Below are 18,180 nucleotides of genomic sequence, written 5' to 3' on the forward strand. Positions count from 1 at the left end.
TACGTTGCGTAGCGCCTCACCCCTCAAAAAAGTTTCGACATGGTGCGCGCCTGCCCCAGGGGGCGGTTTGGCAAGATAGGGAGTCCGCTTTTCGCGAGGCTTCTCTCAGCACAAGGTGCGTCGATAGGAGGCGACGCGTATCGCCAGGGTGGCCCACTGTGAATTTTCTCTAGCAGGTCTCGCGAGAGGTAACTGGCCCTGTTCGACCAATCTGACGTGCCCAGCAGCCGGATTAAGCTCGACCGGGGGATCGATTGCGCAAATGTGCCTGCGCTTCGCGCACGTCGAGCTCACGCGTGCTGTTTCCGATACGTAACATCAGGCGCGCGGTACCTCCCTCTACGAGGTAGACAGGATCAGCGCTCCTTTCAGCAATGACCCGGCATACCGTCTTCTCTGTCATTTCGTGAAAACGGCAATGGACCAAAGCGCACGCGTGACCGCCGAAACCATCCTTCACGAGGTCCATCACAAGGCGCTCGAACCCATCCCGATTGGCATGTTTGAGTGTCTGCATATCGGCTTCAATGCCAGTGATGTTCCCATCGTCTCCAACCCCGATAAGCAGTGTTCCGCCCTCATGGTTGAGAAAGCCGGCAACCGTTTTGAGTACGACCTGCTGGAGTGACCGGTTGACCCGGTTCTCACGCCTGTCCCACCGCAAGGACGATTTGAATTCCAATCGCTCGCCCTCGCCGCGTGCGATAAGAAGCGGCAATTCCTCGTCGAGTTCGCGTTCGAGAAAAAGTACCTTGGACTGAGCTCGCGCCAACCGCATGTGATACATGCCAAATCCCAGACCAAGGGCGCCGCCGATCACCGCGTAGATGGCGCTCATGGGAAGCATTTCGAACGCGAAAGCATTTACCAGCCGGCCGATCATGAACCCAATGGCAGTATTGCTGCCGGTGTCGTGCGACGGACCGAACTCGTACCAGAAGACGAGGGTGGTTACCGGATGGAGGATCGTGATGCCGAGGGCAGCACCAAGAACCGCATGGGCGGTTAGCGTTCGAGCGCTATGTGAAGGCTTTGTCCTGTAGATCGCGCATTCCCTTTTTTCGTTTTTTCAGGCTACCGGCCTAATGGCTTCGCATGCAAAACGTCTTGTCCCGCGAAGGGCATCGGGAAATCAGACCGAATTACCAGTTCGTCTCCGGAAATACCGATAGAGCGGAACCGCGATGAGTGCGATGTACCAGCCATAGAGAAAGCTCCCCACCGCTCCGGCGAGGAACCCGCGCGGCGTTAGCCATTCGAACCATGGCAGCAACGGAGCCCAGGCTTCATGCATGTGAAAACGCTCGGGCGCGAGGACTCCAAAGGCGATGCAAAGGAGATAGCTGACAAGCAGGAACACGCTAAGCGTCCAGCCCCATGCGAATATCGAGCTCTTGATTGATCCTTTTACCATCGCATTTCTCCCACTTCGTGCGTGCTGAAATCATGCAATTGGACGGGTCCGGGGCGGTGGGGGCAGCCAGCCCCGGACCCTGCGAGAATTCGATAGGCTTCTTACCGCCTGTCCCGGTTTTACCGGGTTCTGTGTCGCTTCCCGCAAATAATCTTCATCACCTTCATCCCTTTCACGGTGACGCATGGTGTGGTTCCACACACTCACGGAAAGGACGCGAAGACGCTCCGTCCGGCTGAACCAAAGGCGATGACCTCGAAGGGCTGCACCCGGTCTCCTGCCTCCATGCCGGGAGATCCCAGCGGCATTCCCGGAACCGCGAGGCCGGCAACGCCGGCGGGCCGTTCGCGCAAAAGCTTGGCGACGGCTTCTGCAGGCACGTGACCTTCGATGATGTATCCATCGACCTCCATCGTATGGCATGACCATAACTCTTGGGGTACGCCCCGCGCGGTCTTGATCGCCGCCATGTCGTTGCTGTCGACCGATGCCACCTTCGTGTTCATCCCGTCTTCGACATGGCCTGCCCAGTTGAGACAGCACCCACATCCTGGATCCCGGAACATCGTATAGGTCGCTGCCTGTGCCACGTTCGAACAGGCTGCCAGCACGAGCAAGGCCGCGCCGCTAATCGATCGCCGGAACAGGGCAGGCTTTTTCCAGATCATTGTGCAATTCCTTTCTTGTATCCGCGCCATAGCGAGATCGTCCCGGTCACCGTCGGGAACCGGTGGAGCAGGCATGGCTCGGTGAAGATTTCGGCGAATAGTTTTTCGACCTCGCCGTCGGCGCTGGGCTGCGTGTCGCTTACGCCGTCAAGCGACTGGACGGTCGCCCGGAAGAGGCTCCGCATGAGTGGGCTATCCTGCTTCATATAATCGGCGATCAAGACGGTTCCGCCTGGCACGAGCAAGCTTTCGATGGTTTCCAGGATTGCCTGCTTCTTGCGCAAGGGAACCTGGTGAAGGACGAGGCTGCTGACGATCTTGTTCGGCCGCCACCCTGCGGGCAGCTCGAGGCTTTCGAGAAAGCCATTGTGCCATTTCACGAGATCGGCTCCCGCGCCAAACTTGCGCCGCGCAAGCGCGAGCGCATCCGGGTCGGGTTCGACACCGATCAGACCCGCTTCCGGACAATCCGTCATCAAGGCCTTGAGAAGAGTGCCGGTTCCGCTGCCAACATCGATCACCCGGTCGCCGGGGACAAGGTGCAGCTCTTCGACAATCCTTTGGCGCCAGAGATGTTCGCGGGTGAACAGACCGATCGCCCGGTCGTAAAGCGGCGTCAGAAAGCTCTTGCCAAGAAGAGGCGTAAATTCGCCGTGATCTTCAGGTGCGGTGATATTGTTCACGAGCTGGTTCCCATTCATCCCGGGTTCGACCCGATTCTGACAGACCCGTCTCGGTTACGTATGGCGCTGGACATTCCCTCAAAAAAAGAAGTTTAAGGGATTGTGCAGGCGAGCGCGTATAGGACACGTGCAACCCACAGGAGTTTTTCGGATGCGTGACAATCACTCTCTTGATGCGGTGCTCGGAACGCTTTCCACCACCGCCGCCAACGAGGTCCCAGCCGACTTCATGGATGGCGTTTGGCAGCGCGCCGGACAGCTTGGCGAAATCGCCGACCGACGCCGCCGGACGGCCCTTTTCGTCGGTCTGTTCGTCGTCGGGCTTGGAGCTGGCGCCGGAACGAGCGGTTGGCCCGGCGGCTATGGCACGTCTTCCGCGTCATTTGGCGAGGGTCTTATCCTCGGCGAACAGCTGTCCCCATCGGCGCTCCTCCATGTGGAGCAATAGGGTTTGAAGACGACGCATATCGTTCTCGCGGTGCTTCTCGCAGCACTTGCAGGATGCCTCGGCGCGATTGCCGCGGATCGCTGGGCCAATCACGAGGCCGGCTCCGGCCTCCACGATTTCGTGCACGACGAGCTCACCCTGACGGCCGACCAGGAGCAGCGTCTCGATGCGCTCGAGGCCCGTTTCGCTGTCGAAAGGGCACGGCTCGAAGGATCGGCGCGCGCAGCCAATGCCCGGCTCGCCCAGGCGATGGAAAACGAGCATGAATACGGCCCCGAGGTCTCGGCCGCGATCGACGAGGTGCATGCACGCATGGGCGATCTGCAGAAGGCAACAGTGCGCCATGTCTTCGACATGCGTGAAATTCTCGAACCCGAGCAGCAACGCCAGTTCGACCGCAAGGTCTCCGACGCCCTGACCCGCGACCCGCGCGACTGAAGCGCCATGTCGGGGGCGGGCGACAATCCGGATGAGGCCCTTGTTTCGCAGGCGAGGGCTGGAAACAAGCGGGCTTTCAGCCAACTCGTCGAGCATGAAACCGGTCGGCTTCTCGCGCTTGCGACACGCATGCTTTCCTCTCCTTCTCAGGCCGAGGACGTTGTTCAGGACAGCCTCGCTTCGGTGTGGCTGACGCGCCATCGGCTCGATCCGGACAAGCCGATCGGACCCTATCTGACAACCGTCGTCCTCAACCGCTGCCGGGACCGTTTGCGCAGGCGCAAGGTCGCGGGCTTTTTCGGACTGTCGGGCGATGCCGAACTCCATTCCATCGCCGACGATTTGCCGGGTCCTGAAGCGTTGGCCGTTTCCAGGGAAGAGCTCAATCTCGTTCAGGCCGAGATCGCGCGAATGCCTGTAAGGCTGCGCGAAGCGCTTGTGCTCGTGACCATCGAGGGGCGTAGCCAGGCCGAGGCGGCCGATCTTCTCGGAACGACCGAAAAGGCGATCGAAACCCGCGTATATCGCGCGCGCAACAGGCTGAAGGAGCGCTTCGAAAAACTTTGAGGGGTTGGCTGGGCGCGCGCGTAAGTAACGGTAAACGCCAAGTCAGGAGCCCTTTATGATCGCCGTCAATCGACGCAAGTTTCTCGGAGCCGGAGCAGGAGGAATGGGTCTGCTCGGCCTTGCCGGGGCGATGCCTGCCTGGGCACGGGGCGCGGACATCCTCGCCGGTAACGCCCGCAAGGGGCTGGACGAGATATCCGGCCCCAATATCGACCTCACCGTTGCCCGATCGGCCTTCGCGACCGGCAACAGGCGCGGCGGCGCGATCGCCGTCAATGGCACGATCCCCGGTCCGCTGTTGCGTTTGCAGGAAGGCACGACCGTCCGGCTCAATGTCCATAACCAGCTCGAGGAAGATACCTCGATACACTGGCACGGTCTGCTCGTGCCGTTCGAGCTAGACGGCGTACCCGGCGTGAGCTTCCCAGGCGTCAAACCGGGAGAGACCTTCACCGCAGAATTCCCGGTGCGCCAATCGGGCACTTACTGGTGGCACTCGCATAGCGGCCTCCAGGAACAGGCCGGGCATTACGGCGCGATCGTGATCGATCCCGCGGGACCCGATCCGGTCCAGGCAGACCGCGAATATATCGTGGTGCTGAGCGAATTCAGCGAAATGTCGCCCCACACGATTTTCGACAAGCTCAAGAAGGGCGAAGGCTACTTCAACTACAACCAGAACACCTGGACCGACGATTACCCGCTTTCGGGCGAGGATCGCCGGATGTGGGCGAAAATGCGCATGATGCCGACGGACATCCTCGACGTGTCGAGCGCGGCTTATACCTATCTTCTGAACGGCCATGGCCCGCTCGACAATCTGGAATACCTCTTCCGCCCGGGCGAACGCGTGCGGCTGCGCTTCATCAATGCCGGCGCCATGACCTTCTTCAATATTCGCATTCCCGGCCTGCCGATGACCATCGTTCAGGCGGACGGGCAGAACGTCGAGCCGGTGGAGGTCGACGAGTTCCAGATCGGTGTGGCCGAGACATACGACGTCGTCGTGACGCCGGGCGCGCAACAAGCCTACACGCTGGTCGCGGAGTCGATGGACCGCTCGGGCATGGGTATTGCCACACTCGCGAGCGCACCCGGCGCTCGCGCCGCCATTCCGCCGCTGCGCGATCCGCCGCTTCTGACCATGGCCGACATGGGCATGAGCGGCATGGACCACGGCTCGTCTGGCGATGCCGGCATGTCGGGCATGGACCATGGAAGTGGCGGCGACATGGCGGGGATGGATCATGGTTCGTCCGGCCAATCCGAGATGGCAGGCATGGCCGGCATGTCGGGGATGCAGATGCGCGACACGTCGCTTCTGCCGCCCGATGTGAAGGTCGGGCCCGGTCTCGACACGGTCTCGATGAACCCGGTCGACCGCATGGGCGATCCCGGCATCGGTCTCGCCGATGTGCCGCATCGTACGCTCGACTATCGCAAGCTGCGCGCTCTGACTCCACACCGCGAGGGCCGCACGCCGTCCCGGCGAATGGAAATTCATCTGACCGGCAATATGGAGCGCTACATGTGGTCGTTCGACGGCAAGAAGTTCTCCGCCGTCTCAGACGAGCCGATCCGTTTCGCCTATAACGAGCGCGTGCGCGTGAAGCTCGTCAACAACACGATGATGGCGCACCCCATTCACTTGCACGGTCATTTCTTCGAGCTGGTCAATGGCGCGCCGGCCGATCGTCAACCGCTCAAGCACACGGTAAACCTGCAGCCGGGTGGCAGCGCGCAGTTCGACCTGACGGCGGACGAGCCGGGCGACTGGGCCTTCCACTGTCACCTTCTCTACCACATGCATGCCGGGATGTTTCAGATCGTCACGGTCGCCAATCCCGACGGGAGCGAAGCATGAAAATTCGTATTGTCAGCCTGCTCGCATCGGTCGCAGCCGGCTCAGTTCTCGCCTCCCCCGCGGCGGCGCAGCATGCCGGTCATTCGCCGGCGGAGCCGCAGCAAAGCGCCGAGGCGCAGGCTGACGCGAAGACGAAGTGCGAGGAAGAAGCCGAGCGCCATCGCGCGATGGGGCATCCGGTTGCAGATGGAGCATGCGAACCGGCTGCTCAACCTGAAGCCGCCATGGACCGCTCGCAGATGGATCACTCAACCATGGATCATGGTGCGATGACCGCTCAGGATGGCCATTCTGGCATGACAATGCCTGTGGACGCTGCCCGTCCACAGGCATCGCCCGAAAGTCATGAAGGAATGGATCACGGCTCGATGCCGCAGGGCAAGCCCGCCGAAGGCGCGATGGATCATTCGCAGATGAATCACGGCGAGATGGGTCAGGCGGAGGCCAGTTCGTCGATGGACCATGGGCAGATGGATCACAGCCAGATGAACCATGGGGAGACGCCTTCGCAGGACAGGCAGGGCATGGACCATTCGGCGATGCAGATGGGCTCGGACGATGATATCCCGCTGCTGCCGCCTCCTCCAGAAGGAGGGAGCGGCCCAGCGCGCGCGGCGGTCGCCATCTGGGGCGAGGAAGCCATGAACGAAGCGCGCCGCGAGCTTGTCCGCGAGACCGACGGAGGAATGCGCTTCTGGTTTCAGGGCGACCGGCTCGAGTACCGCGCCCGCGAGGGGAAGGATGGATATCTGTGGGACATCCAGGGATATTATGGCGGCGACATCGACAAATTCTGGTTCAAGTCCGAGGGTGAGGGCAGCTTCGGCGAACCCATAGAAGGCGCCGATGTCCAGGCGCTCTGGAGCCGCGCCATTGCGCCCTTCTTCGATTTCCAGGCGGGTGTTCGCCAGGACCTGACCGGTCCGGAACGCACGCACGCGGTTATCGGTATCCAAGGGATCGCGCCTTACCAGTTCGAGGTCGATGCCGCGGCCTTCGTCTCCACCAAGGGCGATGTGACGGCGCGTTTTGAGGGCGAACTTGATCAGCGCATCACGCAGCGGCTGATCCTTCAACCGCGTGCCGAAATCGCACTTTCCGCTCAGGATATTCCCGAACTCGGCATTGGCGCTGGCCTCGACCGGATCGAGGCAGGTCTGCGTCTTCGCTACGAGTTCGCACGCGAATTCGCGCCCTATGTCGGCGTTTCCCAGGAATGGCGCATCGGCGACAGCGCGGATTTTGCGCGGGCCGCCGGAGAGGATCCGAGCGTCACCAATTATGTCGTCGGTGTGCGATTCTGGTTCTGAAATCTCAAAAAGGATAGAACTTCCATGACCAAGACTTTGACACGCATCGCGGCGACTGCGCTTGTTGCCACGCTGATACCGCTGCCAGCCTTCGCGCAGCAGATGGACCACTCTTCCCATGCGAACCATCAGATGCACGCGATGGACGCTTCGGCGGACGATGTCGCGGGCGCTGAAGAAACCCTCAAGGCCTATCGCACCGCTCTTGAAGCGCGCGACGCGCAGGCAATGCGCGCGCTCTTCGCCGAGGACTCGGCGATCTTCGAGAATGGCAAGGCCGAAGGAAGCTTTGCCAATTACATGGAGCACCATTTGGGCCCCGAGCTCGACGCGATTGTGAGCTTCACCTTTACCGACCCCACGCTGACCGTCACCCGGATGGGGCACATGGCCCATGCCTATGAGACGTATGGCTATCGCATCGAACTTAGCGATGGCCGGGTGATCGAGCGCGACGGCGTGGCGACATCGGTGCTTGCTCACGATGCGGACGGGTGGAGAATCGTCCAGTACCATTCCTCGTCGCGCGCGCCGCGCAACTGATTACGGCTTTCGAAGAGGTAGCACCGGTTGGCAACGCCGTCGCTGAAGCTGCGCCTGCATGTGCTCGGCAGCAAGATCCACAAATGGCTGGCGATTTTCGTCGGTGTCCAGGTTCTCTTTTGGATGGGAACCGGCGCCCTCATGTCGTTTCTCGACCTGGAAGAAGTTCGCTCCGAACATGTCGTTTCGCGTGAACAAGAGGCGCTGCCCGCCGATGCCCCGCTCCCGGCCTGGGTCGCAAACGACGGTACTCTTGCAGCGGTAACGACACGTTCGCTCGACGGCGATGCCGTGACCGAGGTCCGCAAGGTTGACGGTAGCGTGAGCCTCCACGATCCGGTGACTGGGCGTAAACTCTCCCCCATCTCGGCGGCAACGGCAAAATCCATCGCCTTGCGCGCATGGACCGGGCCGCGCACGACCATCGAGGCCGCACGGATCGTCGATGACCCCATCGGAACCGAGTTTCGCGGCCCTTTTCCGGCCTGGCAGGTCACCTATGCTGACGAGGCTTCGACGCGCATCTACATCGATGCCGCCAGCGGCACGCTCGGGGCGGCGCGCAGCGATACATGGCGCCTGTTCGATTTCATCTGGGGCCTCCACATCATGGACTGGACCGAGCGCGACCGCATCAACAGTTGGTGGCTGCTGCTGTTCGGCATTGGCGGCACGATCATAGCCCTGTCGGGTTTCGTCCTGCTGGCGAACCGGATGCCGAGGCTGCGCCGCCGCGCAAAGAAGAGCAAGCTCGCCTGAGCCCATGGGGCTTATTCGCGTGGGCGAACGCCTTACCCTCGTTCGCCAGGCCGAACGCGGCCAGGAGCCGAATGCGTTCGACGATCGCGGTGATGCCGCCAGCAAGCGTGACCACCCGGGCGCACTTCAGTCGCGCTGAACTATCAAATTAATGCGAGGGGCACGCGGCTGCCGTGCGTATCAGGCACATAGGTCGCACTTTAACTGCAGGGTCGGGAGACATACGAGACATGAAAGCCCCCTCATTTCTGGCGCTGCTCGCCGCAAGCCTGCTCTTCGTCGGACCCGTTCAGGCTCATGGCGACGAAAAGCACGGCGAAGAGGCGAGCGCCGCGCCTGCTGCCACCAATGGCGATGTGCACGACCAGGCGGCCATGGCACAGATGGGCGAGACTGCGGATGCTGGCGAGTCCTCCGGCGCGCACGATGAAGCGGGCGCAGCCCATGATGAGGCCGGTGGCCATGCGGATGAGAGCGAAACCGGCGTCATGGCCGTACTGAAAAAGCTGCATCCGGCAACGATCCACTTCCCGATCGCCTTGTTTTTCATGGCTGCGGCCACCGAATTGTTCGTGATGCGCCGGAAAGGAGCGGGCCTGGAAAGTGCGGTGCGCGTACTCGTCTACGGCGGAGCAATCGGCGCAGTCGTCGCAGTTCTGTTCGGATGGATTCACACCGGTCTGTGGTTCGGCGGCGATACTGTCATGCAAGTCCATCGATGGACCGGTATGCTGATCGCGGTTCTCGGTATTGCGATGGCATACCTCGCGAGCAGGCCGAGCCAGAGCCGCGCATGGTTGCGCGCGTCGATCTTCTCCATGGCGGCACTCGTTCTCATCCAGGGGTTCCTTGGCGGCGAGCTCGCGCACGGACCGGACCATCTTGGCGTTTCGTGGCTCTGAAGGAGTTGAATAACATGCGAATTCTGAAATCGAACACCGCGATAGCATTTCTCGCGACCGCGCCATTGACGTTCGCTCTCGCCGCTTGTGACCAAGCGCAGGAGAGCACACCGGCTGCTGAGGTTTCGCCTATGGGCGGAACTGCGGTGATGCCTGGCACGGCACCCGAGGCGGGTCTTGCAGACCCGGCAACCTCTCCCTCCGAAAATGAGGCAGCGGCCGCACGTCAGGACGCTCTTTCGACAATTGGCGCCGCCACGCCTGCGTCACGGCGCGCTGTCCCGCCCGCATCACGCGCAACTGCCACACCCGCAGCGCCAGCAACGCGCACGCAACCCGCGAGCGAGGCGACCCCGCCCGCCGATCCCCATGCGGGCCATGACATGTCCTCGATGGCCGATCACGACATGGACAGCATGTGATCGGGCGCGTTCCCCGGTGACACGGCTATTCAGGAGATACCCTGGGCAGGAAACCGCAACGAACATCGCAAGATCAGGAAAGGACGGCCCCGCCTCCCCCCGAAGCCCTGCGGGTTGCAGGTGCCCCCAAGGGGCCGTCCAGGAACCCCGCGTGAAGCCCAACCCGACTCGCGGGGTTCCGCTTGCCCGGCTTTGCTGTCCCCGTGCCAGGCGCTTGCCGGCATGGCATTGTGCTATGTGAGCAGCGCGCAGAAAATCGCCTCGATGATTATGAAAGCAACCGCATCTGTCGGAATCGGGAAAAGCCGGAGCGTTGTCGGCTTGGGAGGACGAAGGTAAGCGGTTCACTTAGCGTCTATGGATTGAGCCCGAAGTAGAACGGCCGCATTCGTCCAATCGACGAGCAGAGTATTTCATTCGATCTCAGACGCAAAACCAGCGCGGAAATAGACGGATATCCGCCAAAAAGGGCTGCTAGTCGCTGCCAATCGCAGATCCGTAGGCGGAGACCTAAACTGCTAGCGATTGGTGATTGATCGCTTTTTGCCGTGGATTGAGAGTTTGGCCGAACGGCTTGTCTGCTTGAGAACAACACTAATAGCCGACTGACCGCTAGCGGCCCCTTTCCAGTCAGCGATGGTGAACGAATACGCTACTAAATTTCTACGATGGCCCTTGTGTTACACCGTCCGATGCGAGCCCCCGCAACCATGAAAGAGGCCGCTTACCCCTTGAGGGTGGCGGCCTTTTTGCTGTTTACGGCCCGGTTGGAACTTCGACCACACGGTGTGGTCAAGAAAACTTCCCCTCAAAGCCGGTGCATTGCTTCAATCTTCAGCTTCCCGAACGGGGCTTCAGTAGCCATCGCTCGCTGGACCGTGGTTACTTCCGGGCCGAAGCAACATTCCCTGCGCATGTGCGGATATCCAGATCGCGCTGGATGACGTCGCCAGTGTAGGACACGGTGATGGACTCGGCTCCAATCGGGCACAGACGCAGACGTTCGACCTGGCCGGGATCGATCTGGAGCTGGTATCGCCCGGGCTTGACGCGCTCGAAGAAGTAATAGCCGTCGAGCTCGGTCTTTGCGTAGCTGACGATTTCGCCCGCCTCGTCGAGCAGCCTCAGCCGGACACCGGAAACTCCCTTGTCGCGTCCTTCATCGACGAAGCGCGCGGTCCCTTCGATCTCGCTGAGCGCGACGATCGGATAATCGATCGCATGGATGCGGCCCGACCTCGGGACAACATCGATGCCGCGTTTCGAGGGAGCGAGATCGATGTCCGGCAAGGTGCTGCTGTCGACCTGGATTCCGACACGCTGCCCGATGCCCAGCCCGACGAGGCGGGCCACGCCCTCATCGTCGGACGTGGCGGTCTGGTTATACGCCACGAAGTCCACGCCCTCGATGGTTTCGTCGCGAGGACCGTAGATGCCGTCTCCATCCATGTCGCGGAAAGCCCTCAACGTGGCGCCGCCCGAGCTGGCCATCCCGGGGCGGGCCAGGAACAGGCTGCGTTTCAGCGGATCGCGCCCGAGGCTGAAGCCGAGCCGCAAGCCGACGAAATAGGATTGGTCGACAAACGAATAATTCGCATCGAGCGCCAGGCTGAATTCCTCGAACTCCCTGATGCCCGATGCGCCGAAGAAGGGCTTGGCCTCTTCGAAGACATAGCCCGCCTGGCCCCTGATCGAAGTTCGCTCGTCAAGCGCGTGATCGATCTGGACGCTGGTACTCAGGATATCGGTATCGGGCATGAGAGAGTAGCCCAGCGACAAGCGCCCGCGCGTCTTCGACCGACCGAGGGTTGCAAGGTCGAAGTTGCCGAAGAGCCGGTTGGTCGCTTCGAGACCGGCGCCGCTGATGCGGGAAAATTCCATGCTGTTCGAGACGAGGAGACCGCCCGCGCGGGTCGAGGCGCGAAGGCCGGTGGCAAGCGTATTGCGGCCATCGACCGTCTCGTAGGTGCGGAACCGGGCGCTAACCGGGATGGCTAGCCCCGCGCCTTCGCTGCCAAGTCCGAGAGTGGTATTGAAATCCACCTCGGTTGCCCGGCGCAGGTATTCGGTGCCCAATGCGACCGTCTCGTCCGGAAATTCACCGGTATATTCGGTATGGTTGACCGTAAGTGCGGAGCGTCCGAACCGTCCCCCGAGCCCGGCTGTCAGCGCCAGGGCTCCGCCATCGGCAATCCCGGCGTCGGCGCGCACGGCGATACCATCGAAGCCGGTCCGGATGCCTGCGGTGCCCAACCAGCGCTGTTCCCCATCGCGTTCGAACCATGCGCCGCCCAGGACCGTCGTCACGTCGGAGGTGAGGCCAAAGGAGAGCTGGGCCGATGTGCGGAGCGAACCGTAGTCCCGCGGTTCGAAGAAGTTGGGTGCCTTGACGCCGAGGAGGTTCTTTTCGCGCTGCGTGGCGTCGAAGCTGTAGACCAGCTTGCCCTTGGCGAGGCGTCCGTCGCCCACGCTGATGCGTTCGACTTTCTCGCTGCGCTGCCCTTGGGGACCGAAAAATACCAGCCGGAACACGTTGAGACCGAAATCGACCGGAACCTGCAGGAATTCGTACTGGCCATTGACCGCTTCGCGGGTCGAGCCGATCAAAATGTCGTTGCGGTAGAGTTCCACTTCATACCCGGCGGGCAGAATGCCGCGCAGGTCGATCTGGTCGAACACCGAGCCCACGTCGGAAGGGGCGTTGGTGACCGTGAAGCCGCGCCCCGCAACGCTGCGCAGGCCGAGCGGCATCGTGTTCGAACTGACATCCCCGATCGCAAAGGACGTCGCATTCAGCGGTCCGAGCAGGTCAGCATCGGGATCCATGCGCCCGACCTTGAACAGCGATGCCGTCAATCCGTTGACGGTGTCGCCACTGAGATAGCTTTCCGCAGTCAGGTACCCGAGATCTCCGGCAAAGAGCATGTCGGCTTCCGCGCGCGTTCCGTAGGTTTGATCGGAAACCGCGCGCAGTTCGATATCCGCACTGGGAAAGGAAATCGGTTCATAGGCAAGGTCCAGCCGCTCGAAGTCCTTCGCTAGTGCCTTACCCTGCCGCGCTTCCAGCCGGGCGCGGCGGGCTTCGCGCGCGGATCGCTCTTCGAAGGGGAAGCGCTCGAGCGTGGTTATGTGGACCGTCTGTGTGCGCAGGTCGGGCTTCACCTCGAGCGGGAACAGGCTCTCGAACTGGTCGAGGCGGAGGAACATTTCCCCGTCGAAATCCGCCGCAAGGATCCCGTCTATCGCGATTGTCTTGTCGCCGGCCTGGATCGTGCCGTCGCGCAGGTCGATCGTCAGCGTACGGTCTTCGCTGAGGATCCAGCCATGCGCATAGCGGCCTTCGTCCGTGACGGTAATCGCGAGATCGAGAATACGCGCGATGCTGCCGAGGGGCAGGTATAGGCCCTGACGGGTGCCGTAAGCGATGATCGTGTCGCTTTCCTGCGCATTGTTGACGCGGACCTCCAGGATCAATTCGTCCTGGTACGAGATCAGGGGGCCGTCATCGCCCAGATTTCCGCCGAGGCCCGGCGCAGATGCGAAAGCGGTGTTGGCAGTCGAAGCGGGCGACGCGGCTTCGTCGACCCCGGGAAGAACTGGCCCGCTTTTCGCCTGGGCTGCAGGCCTTTTGACGAGCGCAGCCGTCAGCGGCGCGTAAGATGCGACGGCTGCGGCAGAAAGAGCTGCCGGCTGTGGCTCCAGCCGAGCGGTATTCGTGCTCGTGACCGGCACACTCGGGCTTTCGCTCAACGGCTGAGTGACCGATGCCGGGCTGGACGGCGCGGCAATTACCCCGGCCTCGTCGACACGTTCTGGCGACGTAGGCGCTAAGTTCGGAAGGAGGGCGGCAGAGGAACTGCCGGGGCGTGCGGCCAAGGCAGGCGAGGCCGGTTTCGCGCTTCCGCTCGCGGCCACCGGAGAGGCAGGCTCTTCAAGCGGCGCGATGGAGAGAAGTTCTTCCGCCTGCGGCCCGGGAAGCTCGGCGCCGGTAATGGGTGAGGCCGCCAGTTCCCGATCCCCGACAATCAGCCCTTCCTCGCCCCAGACCGCGCCCGTTCCGGTTGGAGCTGAGGTGTGCATATCCACCTGGAGGGGGGTGATCTGGCTCGATGCGAGCGGACTTGGCGAGGGGAGTAAACCGTCGCCGATCGTCCCGTCATCGCTCGGCGCGGAAACCTCGGCCAGTTTCGTCGGCCCGGCATCTATTTCCGGCAAGGCATCGAGTGTGAGCGGGGCAAGTGCGGAGGTCAGCTCGAGCCGCGCGGTGCCGATCGAGATCGCGGGCCGCTGATCGCTGCCGAGAAGTATGGGTTCGTCGTCTGGTGATGCCAGAGTTGCAGGAGCAAGCGCCGGCTCGCCTACCGTCGCGGTTCCGACGGACACGACACTGGCCGTAAGAGGATCGTCGCCAACTTTTGCGGCATCGGTATTCGCCAGTTCTGCAGGCGCCGTCGACGCGGAACCGGGGACCAGCGGTGTGTAGTGCTCGATGGTCTCCGGCAGGGTAAGGTCGGCGAGTTCGCTCGCTGCATTCGGCAGCACGGATTTGGGTGCGCCGCCACCTTTCGCTTCCGGACTTTTAGCAACGGTTGGCAGCGCGCTGGCCGAGCCCAAAAGGCGAGGTCGCGTTGGAACAGCTTTCTCGGCTGCTGCCGCAGCCGGGCCGAAGCTCGGCGTGGGCAAGGGCTTGCGGAGACTGACCGAAGGGGCGTCCGCCTCGGCATCCTGCTTTTTGGGTTGGGGTAGTTTCGTGCGTTGCTGGTCCTGGCCCGGCCAGAGGCCGAAACCGACGGCTGCCGTAATCAGGCAAGCGGTTCCGGCACCACCAACGATAATCCGCTTGTTCACGGCACTACGAAACTATGCTCGGCAAGTTTGCTACCGGGGGCGAAGTCGTCGTCGATGAATTCGATCGACAGGCGAGCTCCCGAAGCCAGCAAGCTGGGATCGGTTTCCGGATCGATCGGCACAATGACCTGCCGCGCGTCGATTTCGGGATAGATGCCGACCCCGCGCGAGAAAGCGATCGGCTCCGAGCGCCCGGCTGCCTTGATCACGACATCCCCGAAAGCGGAGCGCGTGCCGCTGCGATTGAGGACAAAGCCCACCGCCTGCGTTCCGTCGCGCGCCGTGAGCAGGGTGGCGCCGGTAATCCCGACATTCAGCGTGGTTTCGCCTACGCGGACGATAACCGGGATCGCGATGCCGAAGCGCGGACGGATGCTGACACCGATCCCGTCTGCCTGTCCGGCGCCGGTCGCTTCCTCGATACTGAAACCTTCGGACTCCGGGACGGAGGTGACCATGAAATGCGATCGGTATTCGCCGTCGGGCAAGTCGCTCGAACCGCGCGCCATGACGCGGATCAGCTGCGATTCAGACGAGCCAAGGCGTACCCGGCGCGGCGAATAGCGCAGCATCTGGCTGGCCGTGCTGACCTTGGCCTTCGTAGCTTCGTCGAGGCCGTTGTCGAAAGAGATCAGCTGGCCTTCCGGCGTCATCGCCATGTCGACGATCTTGATCTCGTAATCGCCCGCGTCGACCGTCTTGTTGTAAAGCCCGACGGTCGCGATCGCGCGGCGTCCATCGATCACCACGCGCTTGGGAAAGAGGTTCACGTCCCCCAATCCGCCAACCGATCCGGCAGGCGCGGACGGGGGAGGCGGGGCTGAAGCTTCCTGCGCTGTAGAACTGCCAGCGCCCATCGCCAGCACCAGTGCTGCGCCGGTAATCATCGATGCGAGGAATTTAGACCCGGATTTCATTATCTTGCCCTTGAAAACATGGGCGTTAAGCCCAGTCCGGGTCATATCCTAGGCATGGTTAATTTACAGATAAAGAACGGCGACCTCGAAAGTCCCCGAATAAGTTCCGGGTTCCTGGTTCGCATTCACCTGCAAGCGTCCGCCCACATAAAGGTCGTAGCTTCCCACGGCATCGAACCGGCCGAACCCCAGGTCGAGATTGGTACGGAAACGATCGACGCGCATGGTGGATGTGCCGTTGGAGATATCAATCCGGTTCGGCACGAAAATGATGAACCGCCGACGCGATTCCCCGAGAACGGTAAAACGGGCGGGTGCCCTGCCGTTGGGAAAGGTCGAAAGGTCCAGGTTGCTCGAGACCGAGCCATCGGGATTGACGTCGACGATGCCCGCGGCAGCCGGTTGCATCAGGGCGCCGAACCTGAGGTCGGAAATGTTGACGATCGAGATCGGCTCGACCACGCGTACCTGCGAACTGCCCGATACCGTCATGGTATCGCTGGACTGCGCAAGCGCCTGGGGAGCCAGGAGGCCGGCAAAGAGGGCCAGGAACCCCGAAAGATATGTCCTGAACATGCGCCGGCTCATCGGTCAGGAAAGTTCGGCGGGCAGCCGCTGGCACCATGCCGGCGGCTGCCCGATCCGATTAGTTGTAGCTGACCGTTGCGTCGTAGCTGCCGCTGTAGGAGCCAGCAGCCTGGTTCGCACCAACGTTCAGCGTACCGCCGACGGAGAAGTTGTCGCTACCGGTAGCCGACAGCGTGCCCGAAGCCGGGGCGTCGGTAGTGAAGGTCATCGAGTTGCCACCCGAGGTAACCGAACCGCCGGTCGTCACGATGCTGTACGCACGGCCTGCGTCACCGGTCACGGTGAAGCTGTCGGCTGCGTTCGTGCTGCCCGATACGAACAGCGTGTCGCCGGTCACGGAGCCAGCGCCGCCCTGCGTCACGACAACCGTGCCGGCAGTGGTGGCGGGAATGATGATACCGAAATCGAGTGCGCCGCCATCGTGGGTGATAGCGATCGGAGCAACGATTTCAGCAACTGCGGTACCCGAATCCTGAGCGGTGTCGCCCGGAGCAGCCATCGCAGGAGTTGCGAATGCGACTGCGGCAGCCGCGAGGATGATCTTCTTCATTAGGTGTCCCCTGGTTCGTACAATAGCGCGCCCAGCTATTGCCGGTGCGACCTAAGGGATAGAACCTAGGCTTTAAGGAAAGATTACCGGGAAAACAACGCGGAACTACGTGATCTTACGGGGCACCTTTACCTCGGGTTAGTCATAAGAGACTACCATCTCCATCTCCGCGACGTAGGTCCCGGCTGCCGTGCCGGGCGACACCTGGAGCGTACCACCCACCTTGAAACTGTCGGTGCCCGCGTCGTCGAGCACACCGCGCAAGCCCGTGCCGGGAATACTCTGCGTAGCGACGGTGATCTCCGAGACGGTCAGCATGCCGCCGCCACCTGTCCGCGCGGCAAGCGCCTGCCCCGGGGCGGAAATACGGTAGCTGCGCCCCGCTTCTCCCCGGACCGCAAAGGTGCCGGCCTGCGCCGTGCAACTGCTTCCTGCGGGACACAGGCTGCGCAGCGATCCCGTCACGCTCGTGGCGCCGTTCGCAGGCGAAAGCGTCAGTGTGCCACCCGTATCGCCGGTGGCCACGGTTCCGAATCGCAGGGCTTCGACCTGCCGCACGGTGATCGGCGCCACGACGCTTGCCGTCGCAGTGCCGGATGCCTGGGCGCGTTCCTGTGCCAGCGCAAGGCCCGAGGGGGCAACGGCAGCAGCGGTTGCAACGAACAGGACGGAAAGGAGGCGGGGAGAGAGCTGTCTCATTTGACCGAAATCACGGCTGCGTCGACGATGATCGGTATTTCCACCAGCCCGCCGCCGAAATTGCGATCGACATCGATACGGCCGCCCAGATTGAACGAGCGCGAACACACGCGTTGCCGGCAATTGGACAGTTCGATCCGGATTACCTGGCCGGGCTGTACGGCACCATAGCCGGGGAGATCGATCTGGTAGCGGGAGAGGCGGGCGGTCAGGCCGCCCTGCGCGAAGGTTGCGGGTGCCGAAAAGACGATCTCGATCACGAGATTGAGTTCGCGCCTACCGTTGTTTCCGCGATCGTATTGTACGACGAATTGCGCGGGGCCGACGCCTGTATTGTCGAGCGCGAAGATCCCGCCGCTCGATATTCCGCCTCTGGGGGACACTTCGCGAAAGCCGGACGTCGGCACTGCGAAAGTGCCGAAGCGCAGGGCCGCCGGATTCTGCACCGAAACCTGGGGGCTGTTGCTCGCGACAGGGGATGCTGCGAACAAGCACATGAGCGCGCAAGCCGCTGAAACAGCGGTTTTTCTTCGTGCAAGATTGAAGCGGCTCATGCCCAT

19 protein-coding genes are annotated in these 18,180 nt (G+C 62.3%); 9 read left to right on the forward strand and 10 right to left on the reverse strand.

Features of this window, described 5'->3' with window-relative positions:
* Positions 1-232: 232 nt before the first annotated feature.
* The 4 genes from K3179_RS08110 to K3179_RS08125 form a co-directional block, all read right to left on the reverse strand.
* The gene (locus tag K3179_RS08110) at positions 233-883 is read right to left on the reverse strand and encodes an AlbA family DNA-binding domain-containing protein (protein ID WP_123880436.1); all 651 of its coding nucleotides are present in this window, start codon (positions 881-883) and stop codon (positions 233-235) included.
* Between the two features lie 249 nt (positions 884-1,132).
* Positions 1,133-1,414 carry a DUF5676 family membrane protein gene (locus K3179_RS08115; protein ID WP_054527892.1) on the reverse strand — a complete coding sequence of 94 codons (282 nt, stop codon included), beginning with the start codon at positions 1,412-1,414 and terminating at the stop codon, positions 1,133-1,135.
* Between the two features lie 203 nt (positions 1,415-1,617).
* Positions 1,618-2,082, reverse strand: coding sequence for a DUF411 domain-containing protein (locus K3179_RS08120; RefSeq protein ID WP_221563814.1), 465 nt, complete (start codon positions 2,080-2,082; stop codon positions 1,618-1,620).
* Complete coding sequence (locus K3179_RS08125) at positions 2,079-2,765, reverse strand: class I SAM-dependent methyltransferase (protein ID WP_486659992.1); 687 nt, start codon at positions 2,763-2,765, stop codon at positions 2,079-2,081. Before K3179_RS08125 ends, K3179_RS08120 begins: the two co-directional genes overlap by 4 nt.
* Positions 2,766-2,916: 151 nt before the next feature.
* Between K3179_RS08125 and K3179_RS08130 the strand changes: the two genes are divergently transcribed.
* From K3179_RS08130 to K3179_RS08170, 9 genes are all read left to right on the forward strand, one after another.
* Positions 2,917-3,213 carry a hypothetical protein gene (locus tag K3179_RS08130; protein ID WP_066761572.1) on the forward strand — a complete coding sequence of 99 codons (297 nt, stop codon included), beginning with the start codon at positions 2,917-2,919 and terminating at the stop codon, positions 3,211-3,213.
* 3 nt (positions 3,214-3,216) lie between these two features.
* Positions 3,217-3,651, forward strand: a complete 435-nt coding sequence (locus K3179_RS08135) for a Spy/CpxP family protein refolding chaperone (protein WP_008603940.1) — start codon at positions 3,217-3,219, stop codon at positions 3,649-3,651.
* Between the two features lie 6 nt (positions 3,652-3,657).
* Positions 3,658-4,218, forward strand: a complete 561-nt coding sequence (locus K3179_RS08140; protein WP_221563817.1) for an RNA polymerase sigma factor — start codon at positions 3,658-3,660, stop codon at positions 4,216-4,218.
* Positions 4,219-4,273: 55 nt separating this feature from the next.
* On the forward strand, positions 4,274-6,082 hold the full coding sequence (locus tag K3179_RS08145; RefSeq protein ID WP_221563826.1) for a copper resistance system multicopper oxidase: 1,809 nt from the start codon (positions 4,274-4,276) through the stop codon (positions 6,080-6,082).
* Positions 6,079-7,392, forward strand: a complete 1,314-nt coding sequence (locus K3179_RS08150) for a copper resistance protein B (protein ID WP_221563828.1) — start codon at positions 6,079-6,081, stop codon at positions 7,390-7,392. Before K3179_RS08145 ends, K3179_RS08150 begins: the two co-directional genes overlap by 4 nt.
* Before the next feature lie 24 nt (positions 7,393-7,416).
* Entirely contained in the window at positions 7,417-7,935 is a 519-nt protein-coding gene (locus tag K3179_RS08155; RefSeq protein ID WP_009823989.1) for a YybH family protein, read from the forward strand.
* A 27-nt stretch (positions 7,936-7,962) separates the two neighbouring features.
* Positions 7,963-8,694, forward strand: a complete 732-nt coding sequence (locus K3179_RS08160) for a PepSY domain-containing protein (RefSeq protein WP_221563830.1) — start codon at positions 7,963-7,965, stop codon at positions 8,692-8,694.
* Positions 8,695-8,924: 230 nt separating this feature from the next.
* On the forward strand, positions 8,925-9,596 hold the full coding sequence (locus tag K3179_RS08165; RefSeq protein WP_009823986.1) for a DUF2231 domain-containing protein: 672 nt from the start codon (positions 8,925-8,927) through the stop codon (positions 9,594-9,596).
* A 149-nt stretch (positions 9,597-9,745) separates the two neighbouring features.
* Positions 9,746-10,018 (forward strand): hypothetical protein, encoded by a 273-nt coding sequence (locus K3179_RS08170; protein WP_221563832.1) that lies wholly within the window; start codon positions 9,746-9,748, stop codon positions 10,016-10,018.
* Between the two features lie 882 nt (positions 10,019-10,900).
* On the opposite strand, the gene K3179_RS13590 is transcribed toward K3179_RS08170, so the two are convergent.
* From K3179_RS13590 to K3179_RS08200, 6 genes are all read right to left on the reverse strand, one after another.
* A complete protein-coding gene (locus K3179_RS13590) occupies positions 10,901-14,866 on the reverse strand; it encodes an SdrD B-like domain-containing protein (protein WP_221563834.1) in 3,966 nt (1,321 codons plus the stop codon).
* Entirely contained in the window at positions 14,863-15,783 is a 921-nt protein-coding gene (locus tag K3179_RS08180; RefSeq protein WP_221563836.1) for a fimbrial biogenesis chaperone, read from the reverse strand. The genes K3179_RS13590 and K3179_RS08180 overlap by 4 nt, the downstream gene beginning before the upstream one ends.
* Positions 15,784-15,846: 63 nt before the next feature.
* The gene (locus K3179_RS08185; protein WP_221563838.1) at positions 15,847-16,359 is read right to left on the reverse strand and encodes a DUF4402 domain-containing protein; all 513 of its coding nucleotides are present in this window, start codon (positions 16,357-16,359) and stop codon (positions 15,847-15,849) included.
* A 70-nt stretch (positions 16,360-16,429) separates the two neighbouring features.
* A complete protein-coding gene (locus K3179_RS08190; protein WP_221563840.1) occupies positions 16,430-16,921 on the reverse strand; it encodes a DUF4402 domain-containing protein in 492 nt (163 codons plus the stop codon).
* Between the two features lie 138 nt (positions 16,922-17,059).
* On the reverse strand, positions 17,060-17,620 hold the full coding sequence (locus K3179_RS08195; RefSeq protein ID WP_221563842.1) for a DUF4402 domain-containing protein: 561 nt from the start codon (positions 17,618-17,620) through the stop codon (positions 17,060-17,062).
* Positions 17,617-18,111 carry a DUF4402 domain-containing protein gene (locus K3179_RS08200; RefSeq protein ID WP_221563844.1) on the reverse strand — a complete coding sequence of 165 codons (495 nt, stop codon included), beginning with the start codon at positions 18,109-18,111 and terminating at the stop codon, positions 17,617-17,619. The genes K3179_RS08195 and K3179_RS08200 overlap by 4 nt, the downstream gene beginning before the upstream one ends.
* Between the last annotated feature and the right edge of the window lie 69 nt (positions 18,112-18,180).

Origin of the sequence: Qipengyuania intermedia (assembly GCF_019711615.1) — a bacterium.
Classification (GTDB): Bacteria; Pseudomonadota; Alphaproteobacteria; order Sphingomonadales; family Sphingomonadaceae; genus Qipengyuania; species Qipengyuania intermedia.